The sequence below is a fragment of the Agromyces sp. CF514 genome (assembly GCF_900113185.1).
In the GTDB taxonomy this organism is placed as follows: domain Bacteria; phylum Actinomycetota; class Actinomycetes; order Actinomycetales; family Microbacteriaceae; genus Agromyces.
Genome location: NZ_FOZD01000001.1, coordinates 2,086,302 through 2,103,891 on the forward strand (window position 1 = coordinate 2,086,302; position 17,590 = coordinate 2,103,891).

General features: G+C 70.6%; 14 protein-coding genes and 3 tRNA genes. 13 read left to right on the forward strand and 4 right to left on the reverse strand.

Annotation, left to right across the window (positions count from 1 at the left end; all coding sequences use genetic code 11):
- Positions 1–49: 49 nt before the first annotated feature.
- On the forward strand, positions 50–994 hold the full coding sequence (locus tag BM342_RS09260) for a LysR substrate-binding domain-containing protein (RefSeq protein WP_255368638.1): 945 nt from the start codon (positions 50–52) through the stop codon (positions 992–994).
- Between the two features lie 90 nt (positions 995–1,084).
- Entirely contained in the window at positions 1,085–2,599 is a 1,515-nt protein-coding gene (gltX, locus tag BM342_RS09265; protein ID WP_092965083.1) for a glutamate--tRNA ligase, read from the forward strand.
- 70 nt (positions 2,600–2,669) lie between these two features.
- Here the strand turns inward: gltX and BM342_RS09270 are convergent, their stop codons facing one another.
- A complete protein-coding gene (locus BM342_RS09270) occupies positions 2,670–3,443 on the reverse strand; it encodes an NYN domain-containing protein (RefSeq protein ID WP_092965084.1) in 774 nt (257 codons plus the stop codon).
- Between the two features lie 175 nt (positions 3,444–3,618).
- Between BM342_RS09270 and BM342_RS09275 the strand changes: the two genes are divergently transcribed.
- The 3 genes from BM342_RS09275 to BM342_RS09285 all read left to right on the forward strand — a co-directional run bounded on the left by BM342_RS09275 (position 3,619) and on the right by BM342_RS09285 (position 6,671).
- Positions 3,619–3,690, forward strand: a tRNA-Gln gene (locus BM342_RS09275).
- 126 nt (positions 3,691–3,816) lie between these two features.
- On the forward strand, positions 3,817–4,113 hold the full coding sequence (locus tag BM342_RS09280) for a DUF2277 domain-containing protein (protein WP_092965085.1): 297 nt from the start codon (positions 3,817–3,819) through the stop codon (positions 4,111–4,113).
- A gap of 143 nt (positions 4,114–4,256) precedes the next feature.
- Positions 4,257–6,671 (forward strand): transglycosylase domain-containing protein, encoded by a 2,415-nt coding sequence (locus BM342_RS09285; RefSeq protein ID WP_092965086.1) that lies wholly within the window; start codon positions 4,257–4,259, stop codon positions 6,669–6,671.
- Between the two features lie 91 nt (positions 6,672–6,762).
- Here BM342_RS09285 and BM342_RS09290 read toward each other — a convergent pair whose 3' ends face one another.
- Entirely contained in the window at positions 6,763–7,401 is a 639-nt protein-coding gene (locus BM342_RS09290; RefSeq protein ID WP_092965087.1) for an MBL fold metallo-hydrolase, read from the reverse strand.
- Positions 7,402–7,463: 62 nt separating this feature from the next.
- Here BM342_RS09290 and BM342_RS09295 point away from each other — a divergent pair, with 62 nt between their 5' ends.
- The 3 genes from BM342_RS09295 (at position 7,464) to BM342_RS09305 (ending at position 8,678) form a co-directional block, all read left to right on the forward strand.
- Positions 7,464–8,369, forward strand: coding sequence for a diacylglycerol/lipid kinase family protein (locus BM342_RS09295; RefSeq protein WP_092965088.1), 906 nt, complete (start codon positions 7,464–7,466; stop codon positions 8,367–8,369).
- An 85-nt stretch (positions 8,370–8,454) separates the two neighbouring features.
- A tRNA-Glu gene (locus BM342_RS09300) sits at positions 8,455–8,527 on the forward strand.
- A 78-nt stretch (positions 8,528–8,605) separates the two neighbouring features.
- Positions 8,606–8,678: transfer RNA gene (locus tag BM342_RS09305), tRNA-Glu, on the forward strand.
- Between the two features lie 139 nt (positions 8,679–8,817).
- Here the strand turns inward: BM342_RS09305 and BM342_RS19475 are convergent.
- Together BM342_RS19475 and BM342_RS09315 are read right to left on the reverse strand one after the other, a co-directional pair.
- On the reverse strand, positions 8,818–10,503 hold the full coding sequence (locus tag BM342_RS19475) for a YhgE/Pip domain-containing protein (protein WP_143109804.1): 1,686 nt from the start codon (positions 10,501–10,503) through the stop codon (positions 8,818–8,820).
- 363 nt (positions 10,504–10,866) lie between these two features.
- On the reverse strand, positions 10,867–11,574 hold the full coding sequence (locus BM342_RS09315; RefSeq protein WP_255368640.1) for a TIGR00645 family protein: 708 nt from the start codon (positions 11,572–11,574) through the stop codon (positions 10,867–10,869).
- Positions 11,575–11,796: 222 nt separating this feature from the next.
- On the opposite strand from BM342_RS09315, the gene BM342_RS09320 reads away from it, so the two are divergent.
- The 5 genes from BM342_RS09320 to BM342_RS09340 all read left to right on the forward strand — a co-directional run bounded on the left by BM342_RS09320 (position 11,797) and on the right by BM342_RS09340 (position 17,575).
- The gene (locus tag BM342_RS09320) at positions 11,797–12,819 is read left to right on the forward strand and encodes a TerC family protein (RefSeq protein WP_255368769.1); all 1,023 of its coding nucleotides are present in this window, start codon (positions 11,797–11,799) and stop codon (positions 12,817–12,819) included.
- Positions 12,820–12,923: 104 nt separating this feature from the next.
- Positions 12,924–13,808 (forward strand): PP2C family protein-serine/threonine phosphatase, encoded by an 885-nt coding sequence (locus BM342_RS09325; protein ID WP_255368641.1) that lies wholly within the window; start codon positions 12,924–12,926, stop codon positions 13,806–13,808.
- On the forward strand, positions 13,789–15,114 hold the full coding sequence (locus BM342_RS09330; protein ID WP_092965090.1) for an FHA domain-containing protein: 1,326 nt from the start codon (positions 13,789–13,791) through the stop codon (positions 15,112–15,114). The genes BM342_RS09325 and BM342_RS09330 overlap by 20 nt, the downstream gene beginning before the upstream one ends.
- Positions 15,114–16,865: a serine/threonine-protein kinase gene (locus BM342_RS09335; RefSeq protein ID WP_092965091.1), complete on the forward strand. Its 1,752-nt coding sequence runs from the start codon at positions 15,114–15,116 to the stop codon at positions 16,863–16,865. Before BM342_RS09330 ends, BM342_RS09335 begins: the two co-directional genes overlap by 1 nt.
- Positions 16,853–17,575, forward strand: coding sequence for an FHA domain-containing protein (locus BM342_RS09340; RefSeq protein ID WP_092965092.1), 723 nt, complete (start codon positions 16,853–16,855; stop codon positions 17,573–17,575). Before BM342_RS09335 ends, BM342_RS09340 begins: the two co-directional genes overlap by 13 nt.
- Positions 17,576–17,590: the final 15 nt, after the last annotated feature.

Genomic DNA, 17,590 nt, shown 5'->3' on the forward strand with positions numbered 1-17,590 from the left:
CAACGGCAGGTATGTGATCGAACACATGCGCTGCGGTTATGATTCAGGCATGTCGGATGCCTCGATCGAAGCCCTCGCCGAATCGCTCGACCTGCAGACCGTGCGGGTCGTGCGTCGCATCGCCGAGCACGGATCGCTCACCGCCGCGGCGGAGTCGCTCGGCTACAGCCAGCCCGCGGTGAGCCAGCACCTGCGCCGCTTCGAGCGTCGTACCGGCATCGCCCTCGTCGAGCGGGCGGGTCGCGGGGTGCGGCTCACCCAGTCGGGTCGCGTGCTCGCCAGGCATGCCAATGCCGTCGCGACCTCGCTCGAGGCCGCGGCGGGCGAGCTCGCCGAGATCCGGGGCCTCCGCGCAGGACGCGTCCGTCTCGCGGCGTTCCCATCGGCATCGGCCACGCTCGTGCCGAAGCTCATCGCCGGCCTCGCGGCACGGCATCCGGGGGTCACCGTCACCTACGTCGAGGCCGAGCCGCCCGAGGCGGTCGCCGCCGTGCGGGCCGATCGCGCCGACCTCGCCATCACCTTCAGCTACCCGGGCGACCGCGACGACCCGCACACCGAACGCGCGCGCGGGCTCGACGTGCGCTCGATCGGCGCCGAGCCCATGCGCGTCGTGCTGCCCGACGGGCACCGGGCGGCGGCCTCGGAGGCGGTCGATCTCGCCGATCTCGCCCAGGACTCCTGGATCGCCGGCTGCCCCAGCTGCCGCGGACACCTGCTCCAGCTCACCGACGGCGCCGGATTCCGCCCGCGCATCGGCTTCGAGACCGACAACTTCGTGGCGGTCGAGAGCATGGTCGCGCAGGGGCTCGGCGTCGCGCTGCTGCCCGAGCTCGCGCTCGCGGCCTCGCCTCGGCGGGCCGGCGTGGTCGTGCGACCCACCGCCGGGGGAGACGTGCGCTCGCTGCACCTCGTGACCGCACGCGGCGGGGCTCGGGTGCCCGCCGTGGCCGCGGCCGTCGCGGTGCTCGAGGAACTCGCGGCCGAGCACTGAGCCCAGACCGTGCCGCCGCAGGCGCCCGACATCCGCCCCTCGGATCGTGCCGCCCCTCGGCACGCGCCGCCCCTCGGTACGATTGAGGGGATGTCTGAGACAACCCACCCCACGACCACGGCCACCGGCAGCGACGTCCGCGTGCGCTTCTGCCCGTCGCCCACCGGCACGCCGCACGTCGGCCTCGTCCGCACCGCGCTGTTCAACTGGGCGTACGCACGTCACACGGGCGGCACCTTCGTGTTCCGCATCGAGGACACCGACGCCGCGCGCGACAGCGAAGAGAGCTTCGAGCAGATCATCGACGCGCTCACCTGGCTCGGCCTCGACTGGGACGAGGGCATCCACAAGGGCGGCCCGAACGAGCCGTACCGCCAGTCGCAGCGAAGCGACATCTACCAGGACGTCATCGCCCGCCTGAAGGACGCCGGCCACCTCTACGAGTCGTTCTCGACGGCCGAAGAGATCGACGCGCGCAACCTCGCGAACGGCCGGCCCAAGCAGCTCGGCTACGACAACTACGACCGCGACCTCACCGACGAGCAGAAGGCCGCCTTCCGCGCCGAGGGTCGCGAGCCGGCCCTGCGCCTGCGCGTGCCCGAGGCCGACCTCGGCTTCGACGACCTCGTGCGCGGCCGCATCGACTTCCCGGTGGGCTCGACGATCGATTTCGTGCTCGTGCGACCGAACGGCGCACCGCTGTACACGCTCGTGAACCCGGTCGACGACGCGCTCATGGGCATCACGCACGTGCTCCGCGGTGAGGACATCCTGAGCTCGACGCCGCGCCAGATCGCGCTGTACCACGCGCTCATCGACATCGGCGTGACCACCTTCGTGCCTCGCTTCGGCCACCTGCCCTACGTCATGGGCGACGGCAACAAGAAGCTCTCCAAGCGCGACCCCGAGTCGAACCTGTTCCACCACCGCGACCGCGGGTTCATCCCCGAGGGCCTCGTCAACTACCTCGCGCTCCTCGGCTGGGGCTTCTCGGCCGACCGCGACGTCTTCAGCCGCGACGAGTTCATCGCGGCCTTCGACGTCGAGAATGTGAACCCGAATCCGGCACGCTTCGACCAGAAGAAGGCCGAGTCGATCAACGGCGACCACATCCGCCTGCTCGAGCCCGCCGACTTCGCCGCACGCGTCGTGCCCTACCTCGAGGCCGCGGGCGTGGTCACCGCGCCGCTGACGCCCGCCCAGGCCGCGATCCTCGCCGAGGCCGCACCGCTCGTGCAGGAGCGCATCGCCCTGCTCGGCGAGGCGCCCGGCATGCTGGGCTTCCTCTTCACGGATGCCGCCGGGCTGACGTACGACGACGACGCGTTCAAGGGGCTGCCCGCCGACGCCGCCGCCGTGCTCGCCGCCTCGCGCGAGGCGCTCGACCGCCTGCCGGCCGACTCGTGGACCCACGACCAGATCGAGGAGGCGCTGCGCGGCGCCCTCATCGACCGTCTCGGACTGAAGCCCCGCGTGGCCTTCGGCCCCGTGCGCACCGCCGTCTCCGGCCGGCGCGTCTCGCCGCCGCTGTTCGAGTCCATGCAGATCCTCGGCAAGATCGACTCGCTCGCGCGGCTCGACGGGCTTGCGGCGAAGCTCGGCTGAGCGTCCTCGTCGAATGCGGTGAACGGATGCCGCGGGCCGATGCCCGCGGCATCCGTCGTCTCCGGGGTGGTCAGGCGATCCTCGTCGCCGCGGGGTCCCGTGTGACGGCCTTCGACTTCGGAGCGACGACCACCGTACCGGTCGCCTGCACGTTGACGTCGAAGAGCCCCGTCGCCCGCATGAGGTCGGAGAGCTTGGCATAGCCCCAGTTGCGGGAGTCGAAGTCCGGCCGCTGCTTGCGGAGGAGCGATCCCACCGGGGAGAGGTTCGCCCAACCGCTCTCGTCCGCGGCCGTGTTCACGGCCGCGCGGAGCGCGACGACCAGGCCGCCGTCGGTGCGGAGCCGCTGCTGGTCCGCCTTTGCGATAGGTTGCGTGGTCGGCTCCGCGGCATCCGTCTCCTTCGGCGCATCGATCACCTCGAGGTAGGTGAAGCGGTCGCAGGCGTTGCGGAACGACTCGGGCGTCTTGCGCTCGCCGAACCCGTAGACCGTGATGCCCTGCTCGCGGATGCGGGCGGCGAGCCGCGTGAAGTCGCTGTCCGAGGACACGATGCAGAAGCCTCGGAACCGACCGGTGTAGAGCAGGTCCATGGCGTCGATGATGAGCGCACTGTCGGTCGCGTTCTTGCCCGTCGTGTTGTCGAACTGCTGGATCGGCTGGATGACGTGCGCGCTCGCGGCATCCTTCCATCCGCGCAGGTTCGGTTTCGTCCAGTCGCCGTAGATGCGCTTGACCGAGGCCGTGCCGAAGCGGGCGACCTCGGTGAGCACCGCCTCGATGCGGGCAGGGGAGACGTTGTCGGCGTCGATGAGCACGGCGAGCAGATCGTTCGAATCGGGCATGCGGCCACAGTGGCAGCGGAGCGCGCGGTCGCGCTGCCCCGCGTTGGCGGGGTGGCGGATGGCGTCGGGCTGGCTCACAGCGGCCTCCCAGTCCGCTGAGATCCGCTCAGTTTGGCGGCGGCCGATCCATGCGCTAAAGTCGTATCTCGGCGCGGAACGCAGGTTTCGAAGCCATTGGGGTATGGTGTAATTGGCAACACGGAGGTTTCTGGTACCTTTGTTCTTGGTTCGAGTCCAGGTACCCCAGCAGTGAAGAACCCCCGCTCAGGCGGGGGTTTTCGTGTTTTCGAGACAGCTTCTCGAAGGCCGTATGAGCGCGGCCGGCCACGCCGGCGATCTCGCGGCCGAGGCCTCCCCGGCGTAGCCTCGCAGCATGTGCCGGAACATCAGGGTCCTCCACAACTTCGAGCCGCCGACGACCGACGACGAGGTGCGCGAGGCCGCGCTCCAGTTCGTGCGCAAGGTCAGCGGCTCGACCCATCCGTCGCGCGCGAACTCGGAGGCGTTCGATCGCGCGATCGACGAGATCGCGCTGGCCACGAGGCGTCTGCTCGACGGGCTCGTCACCAATGCGCCTCCGAAGAATCGCGAACTCGAGGCGGTCAAGGGCCGGCAGCGGCATGAGGCGCGCATGGAGCGCGAGGTTCGGATCCGGACCGCCACGGCGTGACGCCGGCCGTCTGCGCATCGACCCGCGAGGCGCGGCGCGCCCGACGGCCCGGGTGCTGGACATGCGGGGCATCCTGAGGTTCGATTGAGTGGACCGCGGTCGTTCGCCCCTACCGAACGAGCGAGTCCGCTCTTGGGGGTGCAGTGACCGAACGCAACAAGCGCAATCGCGATTTCGCGGAGACGCGAACGCCATTGGGCGTGCTCGGAGGCCTCGTCGGCATCGTCGTGGCGAGCACGGCGGCGGCGGCCCTGATCGTGGTGGGCGTCACGCCGGCCCTGGCGACGGTCGGCATGGCCGCTTCGGGCACCATCGATACGTTCGAACGGCTGCCCGGCTATCTCCAGATCGGCGAGCTCTCGCAGAAGAGCAACATCTACGCGACCCGGCCAGACGGATCCCCGCTGCTCCTCGCCTCGTTCTACGACCAGAACCGCGTCGAGGTCGAATGGGATCAGATCAGCCCGTTCGTGAAGGACGCGACGATCGCGGGCGAGGATCCCAGGTTCTACGACCACGGCGGCGTCGACCTTCAAGGCACGATCCGTGCTGCGCTCACGACCGCGGCGGGCCGCGACACGCAGGGCGGGTCGTCGATCGCCCAGCAGTACGTCAAAAACGTGCGCGTGCAGCAGTGCGAGCGCGAGGCCGACGTCACGGCGTTCGAGGACATGGCCGAAGACGAGGTCGCCGCGCTGACCGGCGACGAGCGCTTCGCGCTCATCGAGGAGGAGCGGCTCAGCTGCTACGACAGCGCGACCGAGACGAGCATCGACCGCAAGCTGAAGGAGATGCGGCTCGCGATCGGCGTCGAGAAGCGGTACTCCAAGAACGACATCCTGCTCGGCTACCTCAACATCGCCGGTTTCGGCGGCACGGTCTACGGCATCGAGGCCGCAGCCAACTACTACTTCTCCACCTCCGCGGCGAATCTCACGCTGCCGCAGGCCGCCTCGCTCGTGGCGATCGTGAACAACCCCGTCAAGTTCCAACTCGACAAGCCCGACAGCGAGACGAACGGCGCCGCGAACGGCTACGCGGCCAATCGCGATCGGCGCGACTACCTCCTGCGACAGATGCTGCACGAGAAGAAGATCACGCAGGCGCAGTACGACGAGGCGATCGCGACCCCGGTCGAACCGAAGATCACCGAGCCGAGCACCGGCTGCCAGACGGCCGGAGGGTCCGCCTACTTCTGCGACTACGTCAAGCACATCCTGCAGAACGACCCGACGTTCGGCGACGACGACGAGACGCGGATGCTGAACTTCCGCCGTGGCGGATACCAGGTCTACACCTCGCTCGATCTCGACCTGCAGGCGGCGGCCGAGCGCGCCATCGCCGAGAACGTGCCGTCGACCTATCCCGGCTGGGACCTTGGCGGCGTGATCTCGAGCGTCGAGGTCGGCACGGGGCGCGTGCTCGCGATGGCGCAGAACAAGCAGTACAGCCAGGATCCCGCCGTGGTGAACGGCAATCCGAACTTCACCGGCATCAACTACAACACCGACTACGACTACGGCGGATCGAGCGGCTTCCAGCCCGGATCCTCGTACAAGGTGTTCACCCTCGCCGAGTGGCTCGCCGAGGGGCACGCCCTCACCGAGCGGGTCAACTCGAGTCGCAAGAGCAACTGGGGGGCCTTCAACGACAGCTGCCTCGGCACGCAGTACGCCGACCCCGGGTGGAACCCGCGGAACGACGCGAACGAGCCGGGCGGCAACTACAGCGCGCTCGAGTCGACCATCGGGTCGATCAACACCGGCTTCCTCGGCATGGCGAAGCTCATCGACCAGTGCGGCATCGCGAGCAAAGCCGAGGCGTTCGGCGTGCATCGCGCCGACGGCAATCCACTCGTGCATTTCCCCTCCGCAGTGCTGGGCATCAACGAGGTCGCGCCGCTCAGCATGGCAGTCGCATTCGCCGGCATCGCGAACGACGGGGTCGCCTGCACCCCGGTCGCGATCGACCGGATCGTCGGTGCCGACGGCGAGGACATCACGCCTCCGAAGTCGACCTGCGCGGCCGCCGTGACACCCGAGGTCGCCGGTGCGATGCACTACGCGATGTCGCGCGTCATGTCGAGCGGCACGGGTCAGCAGTCGAGCAATGCGACGTCGCCCTGGGTTCCGCTCATCGGCAAGACGGGAACGACCGACGGCGCGAAGGACACGTGGATGGTCGGTGCGAGCACCGAGGTCGCGACGGCTGTGGCGGTCGTGAGCGTGAACGGCGACGCGAACCAGCGCGGCATCTCGTTCGACTCGGGATCAGCCGCGACGGCGCGACATCGCATGTGGCCGATCGTGATGTCCGCAGCGTCGGCGAAGTACGGCGGCGGCGCGTTCCGCATGGACGGCCCCGGTCCGGTGGCGCCGTTCACGTCACCGACGCCGTTCGACGACGTGCCCAAGTACGTCGAGCCGACCCCGACGCCGCCGCCGGCTCCCGCCCCGGCTCCCGCTCCTTCGCCGCAGACCCAGACCCAGGGCGGCGTCGGCGACCGCACGCTCGAGCCGCGCGACGACGAGGGACGCGGAGGCGGCAGGGGCCGGTGACCCTGTCCGGCGGCCCGAGCCGCTCCGCTCCGCATCGGTGAGCTCGAGAGCCGACCGGCTCGAGAACCGGGCAGCTCACGGGCCGGGCAGCTCAGAAGTCGAGGGTGTCGCCCGGTTCGAGTCGCGCGTACTCGCCGCCCGCCTGCTCGACGGCCCACGCGAGGCGAGCGTGCGAGAGGTCCTTGCCGACCTGGGAGAGCACCATCTCGTGCGTGGCGAACGCCCGCTTGGGCGCGACGGCGCGAATGTATTCCATCGACTCGGAGATCTTCATCCAGGGTGCGCCCGCGGGGGCGGCGAGCACCTCGACGTCGAGACCCTCCGGCACGACGAACGAGTCTCCCGCGTAGGCGAACGACTCGTTCACGATCACCCCGATGTTGTCGATGATGTCGATCGAGGAGTGGATCTCGGCGTGACGGCCGCCGAAGAACCGGAGGTGGAACGGGCCGACCTCGACCTCGTCGCCCGGCGCGACGACCTCGACCGGGAATGCGGATGCCGCGGCGGCGACGCCGGCGGGCCCGAACAACCGCACCTCGGGGCTCGCCTCGATGATGCGACGGAGCTGGTCCGGGCTCCAATGGTCTGCGTGCTCGTGGGTGATGACGACGGCGAGGGCGCCCGTGGCATCCGTGATCGGCGTCGTGTAGTTGCCGGGATCGATGAAGAGCCGGTCGCCCGAGTCTTCGATGACGAGTGCGGCATGTTCGAGCTTCGTCAGGCGCATGCTCCGAGCAAACACCGCGAGGTGCGTCGGATGCAAGCCCGTGCGACTGCCAGAATCTCTGCATGACCCGAAGCCCGAAGCGCGTGATCGTCGCGGTGAATCCGTCGGCCTCGTTCGGCCGCCACCGCGAGGTCGGGCCCGCGACCGTCGCCGCCCTCGTCGGGGCGGGGCACGACGTGGTGCTCCTGCAGGAGGCGAACTTCGAGCTCCTGCGCCGTGAGACCGAGCACGCCTTCCAACGCGGCACGGACGCGCTCGTGGTCGTCGGCGGCGACGGCATGGTGTCGCTCGCGGTCAACATCGTCGCGGGCACGGGGGTGCCGTTCGGGGTCGTCGCTGCGGGAACCGGCAACGACCTGGCGCGCGGACTGGGTCTTCCATTCGAGGACCCGGCAGCGGGCGTCGACGCCCTGCTCGGCGCGCTCGAGCGCGAGCCGCGCACGATCGACGCGGGCGTCATCCGTCGGAGCGACTCGGCGCCGGTGTGGTTCGCGGGCGTGGTCTCGGCCGGATTCGACGCCCTCGTGAACGAACGGGCGAACCGCATGACGCGGCCGCGCGGGCCGAGCCGCTACACGATCGCCCTGGTACGCGAGCTCGCGACCTTTCGACCTCGCACCTACACGATGACGATCGACGGAGTGCGCCGCGAGCAGCGGGCGATGCTCGTCTCGGTCGCGAACGGATCGTCGATCGGGGGCGGCATGAAGGTCGTGCCGCACGCCGACCTGACCGACGGAAGGCTCGACGTCTTCATCGTGCACCCGTTGTCCCGCGCCCGCCTGATCGCGGTGTTCCCGAAGGTGTTCCGCGGCGAGCACACGGATCATCCCGCCGTGGAGTTCGTCTCCGCGCAGCGGGTCGCGCTCGACGCGCGAGACGTCGCGGCGTACGCCGACGGCGAGCGCGTCGGCGCCCTGCCGATCGAGATCGAGATCGTCCCGGGGGCGCTCCGGGTGTTCGCCTGAGGTTGGATGCGTCGGTCGGATGCCGCGGGCGGCTCGATTTGGAGCGCGCCCCGAACGTGTGTCATACTCTTCAAGTTGTCAGTTCGGCCCCATCGTTTAGCGGCCTAGGACACCGCCCTCTCACGGCGGCAGCGCGGGTTCAAATCCCGCTGGGGTCACGGTTACGTGAACTTGCTGGCAACACCGGAATGCCTCCGCTTCGGCGGGGGCATTCCGTTTGCACTGTTGTCAGACTCGGCCCCATCGTTTAGCGGCCTAGGACACCGCCCTCTCACGGCGGCAGCGCGGGTTCAAATCCCGCTGGGGTCACGCATCCGACATCCTGACAACACGACGAAGGCCCCGCTCCGGCGGGGCCTTCGTCGTTCCCGCGCCGTCGTCGGTTCGTCGCGCGACACGACGAGGCGGCCGGGGACTTTCCCCGACCGCCGTCGTGCAGGGAAGCGGATCAGGCCGTCGCGAACTCCCGGCGAGCGTGGCGCACGCGGTGCGCGACCCAGAACGCGAGGATCGCCGCGATCACGCCGAGCACGATGAGCAGCCACGGCACGAGTGCGGTGGGGGACACCCCCGATGCGCCTGACGCGAGGGTCTGGCTCCCGGCGGCGAGTTCGCCGTTGCCGTCGGCCAGCTTCGCGGTGCCCGCGGCGAGCGTCTCGGCTCCGGTGGCGAGCTGTGCGGTTCCGTCGGCGAGCGCCGTCGTGCCGTCCGCCAGCGTGGTGGCCCCTTCGGCGAGCGTCTTCGCGCCGGTCGCGAGTCCGGCGGCTCCGGTCGACAGCGTTGAGGTGCCCGTCACCAGCTCGTCGGCCCCGGCCTTGAGCTCGAGCGTGCCGTCGAGCGAGCGTTCGAGGCCGGCCGCGATCTTCTCGTTGCCTGCGACCAGCCCGTCGACCTTCTGGTCGAGCGTGGCCGTGCCCGCCTGCACGCGTGCCGAACCGGCCTCGACGCGGGCGGTGCCCGCCGCGAGCTCGCCCGACTTCGCGTGCAGCTTCGATGCGCCGCTCGCGAGCTCGCCCGTCTTGCCCGCGAGCATCGCGGCGCCGCCCGAAAGCTGGCCTGCGCCGGTCGCCAGGGGTTCGGTGCCCACCGCGACGAATTCGTCGAGCTTGGTCTTCAGGCCGGTCGCACCGGCAGTGAGCTGGTCGCTTCCCGCACGGACCGAGGCGATGCCCGCGCGAACGCCGGATGCGCCGTTCGCGACCGACTCGGTGCCGGCCTTGAGGCCCTGCGCCCCGGCCGAGACTCCGTCCGCGCCGGCGCGAAGGGCGCTGACTTGCGCCAGCACCTCGGCGGGCAGGCCGCTTCCTGCCAGTGCCTGCTCGAGGCCGGCGAGCCCGGCCGCGACGTCCGCCGCTCCGGCCGCGACGCTGACGGCGCCCGCCTTCGCCTGACCCGCGCCGGCGACGAGTGCGTCGCCGCCCGCCTCGAGCGGGCTCAGGCCCTTGCCGAACTCGGTCGTTCCGGCCACGAGCGAACCGCCGCCGGCTGCGAGCAGTTTCGCGTTCTCGTTCACGGATGCCGCACCCTTCGCGAGGCCCGCCGCGTTGCCCGCGAGGAAGGTCCCGCCTGCTGCCAACTGCTTCGCGCCGGCGTCGAGGTCTCCGGCGCCGGCGCCGAGGCGAGCGGCACCGTCCGCCGCCTTCGCTGCGCCGTCGGCGACCTGCGTCGCGCCGTCCGCGGCGAGCGTGATGCCGTCGGAGAGCTGCACCGCTCCGTCGGCGGCGGAGTTGGCGCCCGTCGAGAGCTCGGTCGTGCCGTCGACGCTGCGGCCGAGTCCGTCGGCGATCTTGACGGTGCCCGCCGCGGCGCGGTCTGCGCCCGCCGTGAGGCGTGCGGCTCCGGCTGCGGCGCTGGCTGCGCCGGCCTCGAGCTTGACCGCTCCGGTGGACAGCTCGCTCGAGCCGTCGCGCGCGGTGGCCGCACCGTCGGCTAGTGCGTCGGCACCGTCGGCGATCGTGCTCGACCCGTCACCGGCGCTGCCGGCTCCGTCTGCGAGCCTTCCCGCGCCGTCGGCGAGTTTCGAGGTCGTGAGGAAGAAGAACACCACGGCTGCGATGAGGGCGACCGTGAGCGCGATCGCGGCGATCTTCAGGCCGGTGCCGTGATGGTGGGGAGGTGCGTCGATTCTCGTCATTGAGGCTCCATCGAGTGCGGGCGCGCTGAAGGCGCCCGGGAGGGTGTGTGCTGGGCGGCTCACCGACACCGGTGCGGGGCGTCGGGCGCGGCGGGCTCGGAATAGGGTGCCCGACGCGTCCGGGGCATCGTGCCGGCCCAACCACGTTGTCGGTTTCCGGCGGCTCGACGCCCCTGAGAGTCGCTCGAAGCTAGCAGCGGTGGAGGATTCCCCGACGAGTGCTCACCATTTCCTGTGCGAACATCCAAGGCGATGTGCAGACCGAGCCCTGGTCGTTGTCGATGGCCCACAGACGAGGAATGCCCCCGCCGAAGCGGGGGCGTTCCAGGGTGCGGCAGGGCGCGAGTTCAGGCGCAGCGCCGCTCAGCCGAGGCGGGCCGGCGCTGCTCCCACGAGTTCGCGTCCGTCCGCCGAAGCGGTCGGCGCGGCATCCGGAACCGTGACGGCGACGCCGTCGTGCACCTCGTGCGGCGAGACCTTGTGATACGACATGCGATCGATCGCCGCGAGCGCGAGCGCCGAGAGGATGAACACGCAGTGGATGATGACCTGCCACATCACGCCGTCGGTCGTGAGGCCGCCCTTGTACCCGTCGCCGCCGACGTTGCCGATCTCGATGAACGACTTCAGCAGGTGGATCGACGAGATGCCGATGATCGCCATCGCGAGCTTGACCTTCAGCACGTTCGCGTTGACATGGCTGAGCCACTCCGGCTGGTCGGGGTGTCCGTTGAGGTTGATCTTCGACACGAAGGTCTCGTAGCCGCCGATGATGACCATGATCAGCAGGTTGGCGATCATGACGACGTCGATCAGGCCGAGCACGATCAGCATCACGTCGGCCTCGTCGAGGTGGCCGAACTCGGTGATGAGGTGCCAGAGCTCCTTCATGAACAGGGCGACGTACACGCCCTGCGCCACGATGAGGCCGAGGTAGAGCGGGGCCTGCAGCCACCGGCTCGTGAAGATGAGTCCGCCGACCGCGCGCCCCCAGGGCGCGGTGCGATGCGGCGAGATGGGATTGCTCGGGTCGGGGCTGGGGGGGCGTGCGGGCGTCGTTCGGGCGCTCACTGGTCTCCTTCTCGGGTTCGGGTGATCGAGTCTATGGATCCCAGCCGATAGACTCCCGGGAGCGAAGGGGAGTATCCCGCGGGGCGTGCAGGCGTTCCGAGCCACGATCCGTCAGTACGAGCGCCGCAGATGCCGCTCCGGGCGTGGCAGCGCACCTCGGGTGCGAAGGGGAGAGACTTTCGGGCTCATCCCTATCCAAAAACGTCCGAAAGGCCGCACGTGCTGCAGCTTCCCGTCTGGTTCGAAGTCGGATCCCTCGTGGTCCTCACGCTCATCCTGGTCGCCGACCTGCTGTTGGTCGTCAAGCGACCGCACGTGCCGTCGTTCCGCGAGTCGACGCTCTGGGTCGTCTTCTACGTGGGGCTGGCGCTCATCTTCGCGCTGCTCATGTACCTGCTGGGCGATGCGGAGCACGCGGGGCAGTTCATCGCCGGATGGCTGACCGAGTACAGCCTCTCGATCGACAACCTGTTCGTGTTCGTCATCATCATGGCGCGCTTCGCGGTGCCCAAGAAGCTCCAGCAGGAGGTGCTCATGGTGGGCATCATCCTCGCGCTCATCTTCCGCGGCATCTTCATCCTGCTGGGTGCGCAGCTCATCGAGAACTTCAGCTGGATCTTCTACCTCTTCGGCGCGTGGCTGGTCTACACGGCCTATCAGCAGGCCTTCGTCGAGCACGACGACGACAAGGACAACATGCTCGTGCGGGTGCTCCGCAGGCGCGTGAAGATCTCCGACGATTTCGACGGCATCAAGATCCGCACGACGGTGGGCGGCCACCGCATGTTCACGCCGATCCTCTTCGTCTTCATCGCGATCGGCACGACCGACCTGCTCTTCGCACTCGATTCGATCCCGGCGATCTTCGGCATCACGCAGAGCCCGTTCATCGTCTTCACGGCCAACGTCTTCGCGCTCATGGGCCTGCGTCAGCTGTACTTCCTGCTGGGCGGCCTGCTCGAGCGCCTCGAGTACCTCAAGTACGGCATCGCGTTCATCCTCGCGTTCATCGGCGTGAAGCTCGTGCTGCACGCGATGCACGTCAACGAGCTGCCGTTCATCAACGGCGGCGAGCCCATCGAGTGGGCTCCCGAGATCTCGACCTGGATGTCACTCGGCGTGATCATCGCCGCGATGGCCGTCGCGACGGTCGCGAGCGTCATCAAGGCCAACGTCGACGCGAAGCGCCGCGGTCACACCCTCATGGAAGAGGTGCCGCACTTCACCGACGACGGCGCCCGGTGACCGTCTGGTCGGCGATGCCCCTCCGGAGTTGCTAGTTTTGCAGGGCGGCGCACGGGGTGCGCCGCCCGGTCCCTACCGGGTGAACGACGGCGACGAGGAGCACCGTGTCCCCTGATGGCGAAGACGTCGTCGAGCTCGAGCGCGGCGCAGCGGTGATCGCGCACAGTGCACGAACGGATGTCGGGCGCGTGCGCAGCATGAACGAGGACGCGTTCCTCGCCGAGGCGCCCGTCTTCCTCGTGGCCGACGGCATGGGCGGGCACGCCAGGGGCGATGCGGCGAGCCGTTCGGTCGTCGAGACGTTCCGTCGGCACCTCGCGCCGGGTGCGCCGTCGTCGCCCGAGCAGGTGCTCGATGCGATCCACTCGTCGAACGACGCGGTGCGGGCCCTGAGCGACGAGGGCGACGAGGGCACGGCGGTCGCCGGTACGACGCTCGCGGGCGTCGCGCTCGTCGACGCCGGCGACGGCGCAGGATTCCACTGGATGGCCTTCAACGTCGGCGATTCGCGCATCTACTCGTGGGACGGGCGCACCCTCAGCCAGTTGAGCGTCGACCACTCGGCCGTGCAGGAACTCGTCGATGCCGGCCTCATCCGACCCGAAGACGCCGAACGGCACCCCGACCGGAACGTCATCACCCGGGCGATCGGCGCCGACGACGTCGTCGATCCCGACGTGTGGCTCATCCCGGCGACGGGTCGTCAGGTGTTCCTGATCTGCTCCGACGGCCTCAGCAAGGAGGTCGACGACGAGGCGATCGCCCACGTGCTCGTCGGCGACACCGGGCATGCGGCCGGTCTCGCGGGGGAGCTCGTCGATCTCGCGCTCGCCCACGGCGGTCGCGACAACGTGACGGCGATCGTCGTCGAGTCCGAGTTGGGCGTCGCCGACGACGAGACCACGAAGGACCGCCCGACCGCCGCCGCGGCGAGCGAGGACACGACCCCGCGGGTGAACGGAGGCGCCGGTGGCGAACTACACGGCTGATCCCGCCCGCGGGTTCCTCGCGGCTGTCAGGGGCGGTGTCGTGCTCCTGCTGCCGGCTTCGTCGGCTCCCACGGTGAGCGAACTCTGGCCGGCGCTCGTCGACTCCGATCCCGTGCGCGTCGTGCTCGACCGGCTCACGGCCGACGGGTTCCAGGCGACGCCCCCGTTCGGCCTCGCGGTGCGCTCCGACGACGGCTCCCAGGTTCGCACGGTGGTGCGCGGCGGGTTCTCGGTGCGCATCGACGGCGAACTCGTCACCGGCGAGGGCGTCTCGACCTGGGTCGAACGCGTCGTCCAGGGTTCCGCGGTCGAGCTGCGGGCGACGGATGCCGCGGCCGACCCGCTTGCGGTCGCGTTGCCGATCGTCGAGGGCGTCGTGTACGCGACGGCCGTCGACTCGACCGCGGTCGAACCCGTCTCCGCAGCTTCCGCACCGGCCGTCGCGACGGCGGCCCCCGCCCTCGTGCCCGAGGCCCCGGTTGCGCCAGCGCTCGTACCGGTCGTGCCCGCCGTCGCGCCGGTTGCGCCGGTTGCGCCGGTTGCCGTCGCGACGCCCGCGCCCGAGCCTGCCGTCGCGCCGCCCGCGCCCGCCGCGTGGGTTCCGCCGGTGCTCGGCGACCCCGGCGCCACCATCGCGGGTCCGCCGCCCGCCGCGCCGCCCCCTGCTGCGCCGCCGGCGGCACTCGGCTTCGACGCCGTCGACGACTCGACCATCGTCTCGCCCGTCGGCGGCATCTCCGCGGCGACCATGTCGACCAGGGGCGCGAACACGCAGACGGTCGGCGGCGAGCAGACGATCGTGCCGCCTACCGACACGTCCGCCGATGCGCTGGGCGGCGATCACGACGGCCTGACGGTCGTCGGTGCCGACGTGGCGCGCCTCCGGGCCGAACGCGACGCACGGCGAGCCGGGCAGTCGGTGTCGGCGCAGGAGCATGCGCCCGCGGCATCCGGTGCCGTGGCAGCGCCCAGGCTGGCGCTGCGCATGCCCGACGGCTCGATCGAACCCGTGACGCACGAGGTGCTGCTCGGTCGGGCGCCGAGCGTCAGCCAGGTCTCCGGCGGTCGGCTTCCGCGCGTCGTCGCGATCGGCGCGGGCGACCAGGACATCTCGCGCAACCACGTGCGCGTCACCGTCGAAGGAGACACGATCGTGATCACCGACCTGCATTCGCGCAACGGCACGCACGTCGCGCAGCCGGGCAAGGCGCCGGTGCGGCTCCGAGCGGGGGAGCCCACGCCCGTGCTCGTGGGCACGGTCGTCGACCTCGGCGGCGGCTGGACGATCCAGGTCGTGGCCGCCTGATGCGCCGCGCGACCTCGACCCCGCCCGAACTGCCCGGCTACACCGCGCAGGGCCTGCTGGGTTCGGGCGGCTTCGCCGACGTGTTCCTCTACGAGCAGCGGCTGCCGAGACGCAAGGTGGCCGTCAAGGTGCTCCTCACCGAGGAGCTCGGCCGCGACACGCGCGCACAGTTCGTCGCCGAGGCGAACCTCATGGCGCAGCTCTCTGCGCACCCGTATATCGTGACGATCTTCCACGCGGACGTCTCGGCCGACGGCCGGCCCTACTTCGTGATGGAGTACTGCTCGGGTCCGAGCCTCGCCGAGCAGTACAAGCGCTCGCCGTTCGCCGTCGAAGACGCGCTGCGCACGGGCGTGCGCATCTCGGGTGCCGTGGCCACCGCGCACGCCGCCGGCATCCTGCACCGCGACATCAAGCCGGCGAACGTGCTGACCAACGACTACGGCTGGCCCGCGCTGACCGACTTCGGCATCTCGTCGAACCTCGACGGCGAGCTGCCGACGCACACCGTCACGGTTCGACCGGGCGACCAGGCGACCGGCACCGCGGGTTCGGGCGGCACCGCGGCGGTGGGCATGAGCGTGCCCTGGTCGCCGGCCGAGATGTTCGAGGACGACCCGAGCCCCGACCCGCGCAGCGACGTGTTCTCCCTCGCGGCGACCGTGTACACGCTGCTCGCCGGGCGCTCGCCGTTCGAGATCCCCGGGCGTTCGAACGGCACGCTCGACCTGATCGGCCGCATCGAGCGCGGTGCGATCACGCCCATGGACCGCACCGACCTGCCGCGCAGCCTGCTCAGCGTGCTCGCGAAGGGCATGGCGACCTCGCGCGACGACCGGTACCAGAGCGCGGTGGAGTTCGCGCGTGCACTCCAGCGGGTCGAGCTCGAGCTCGGGTACGCGGCGACCACGATCGAGGTGCCGAACCTCGCCGTCGCCGAGCAGCGCGAGTCCGAGCCCGACTCGGCGGATGCCACCAGGGCGCGCGCCGTGCGCACCATCGACGCCCAGGCGGCGCCCGCCGCGCCCGCCGCATCCGCACGGGCCGTCGTCGCGCCGCCCGCGTCGCCTGCGCCCGTCGCCGGTTCCGCCGACGCCACGGTCGCGCGTTCCCCACAGCGCGTCGTCGCCCAGCCGCCGTTGTCCGACGCGACCGTGATGCGGCCGGGCGGCCCGGCCGCGATGCCGGTGCTCTCGCCGGCTCCCGTCGGATCGGCTTCCGCACCGATCGACGACGGGACGATCGTGCGCCCGGGCGGGGCCGTGCGCGAGGCGGGCGGCGCATCGGGCTCCGACGCCGCGCACGCCGCATCCGCCGGCTCGACCGGCACGGCGCCCTCGAGGCGTTCGCGCACCGGACTGGTCGTGGGCATCGTGGCGGGCGCAGTGGTCGCGATCGCCGTCGCGGCAGCCGTCGTCCTCTCGGGCACGCTGCCGAAGCCCGAGGCGGAGGCACCCGTGAAGTCGGCCGGTCAGGACGCCGTCGCCGAGGCGACCGTCCCGGTTCCCGAGGTCGCGATCGGGGTTCCGGCCGCCGACGGCACGAGCGTGTCGTTCGAGGTCGCGATCGACGAGCCCGAAGAAGGCGATCGATGGCGTTGGCGTCGCTCCGACGGCAGCGGCACCGTGCAGGTCGCCGACGCCTCGCCGATCGTGGTCGACGGTGTCGCCGCCGGCCAGAAGACCTGCATCGACGTGCAGACCCAGCGCGGCAGCCGCACCTCCGAACCGGTGACCTCGTGCACGCCGTGAGGCCGCTCAAGGTCGAGTACTGCGGCGAGTGGTACACGGTCGAGCCCGGGCGCCCCTTCTCGATCGGGCGCGAATCCGACCTCACCATCGACGAGAACCCCTACCTGCACCGCACGTTCCTCACCCTGTCCGACGAATACGGGCTGTGGTGGCTCTCGAACGTCGGCCAACTGCTCGCGGCAACGGTCTCGGATGCCACGGGCAGCGTGCAGGCGTGGGTCGCCCCGGGCGCGAAGCTGCCGCTCGTGTTCCAGCAGGTGCAGGTGCTCTTCAGCGCGGGCGCGACGACCTACGAGTTCTCGATCCACGCGGAGGAGGACTTCTACAACACCTCGCTCACGGCGACCGCAGCCGACGGCGGAACGACGATCATGCCCGTCACCCTCACCTCGAGCCAGCGACTGCTCGTGGTCGCGCTCGCCGAGCGCGTGCTCGTGCAGCCCTCGGCAGGCCGTGCGACCGTGCCCACCTCGGCCGAGGCATCCGCCCGGCTCGGCTGGAGCATGACCACGTTCAACCGCAAGCTCGACAACGTCTGCGAGAAGCTCGACCGGCTCGGGGTCGACGGGCTCCGGGGCGGCCGTGGAAAGCTCGCGACCAACCGCCGCATGCGGCTCGTCGAGTACGCCGTCGCGACGCGACTCGTCAGCGTCGACGATCTCCCGCTGCTCGACCGTCCGGCTGAAGGGGCTGCCGCGGCAGGCGACTGATCCGGGCCGTAGCGC

Coding starts and splice junctions, on each gene's coding strand:
- BM342_RS09260 (WP_255368638.1), top strand. CDS start 50: ATGTCGGATGCCTCGATCGAAGCCCTCGCCGAATCGCTCGACCTGCAG.
- gltX (WP_092965083.1), top strand. CDS start 1,085: ATGTCTGAGACAACCCACCCCACGACCACGGCCACCGGCAGCGACGTC.
- BM342_RS09270 (WP_092965084.1), bottom strand. CDS start 3,443: ATGCCCGATTCGAACGATCTGCTCGCCGTGCTCATCGACGCCGACAAC.
- BM342_RS09280 (WP_092965085.1), top strand. CDS start 3,817: ATGTGCCGGAACATCAGGGTCCTCCACAACTTCGAGCCGCCGACGACC.
- BM342_RS09290 (WP_092965087.1), bottom strand. CDS start 7,401: ATGCGCCTGACGAAGCTCGAACATGCCGCACTCGTCATCGAAGACTCG.
- BM342_RS09295 (WP_092965088.1), top strand. CDS start 7,464: ATGACCCGAAGCCCGAAGCGCGTGATCGTCGCGGTGAATCCGTCGGCC.
- BM342_RS19475 (WP_143109804.1), bottom strand. CDS start 10,503: ATGACGAGAATCGACGCACCTCCCCACCATCACGGCACCGGCCTGAAG.
- BM342_RS09335 (WP_092965091.1), top strand. CDS start 15,114: ATGCGCCGCGCGACCTCGACCCCGCCCGAACTGCCCGGCTACACCGCG.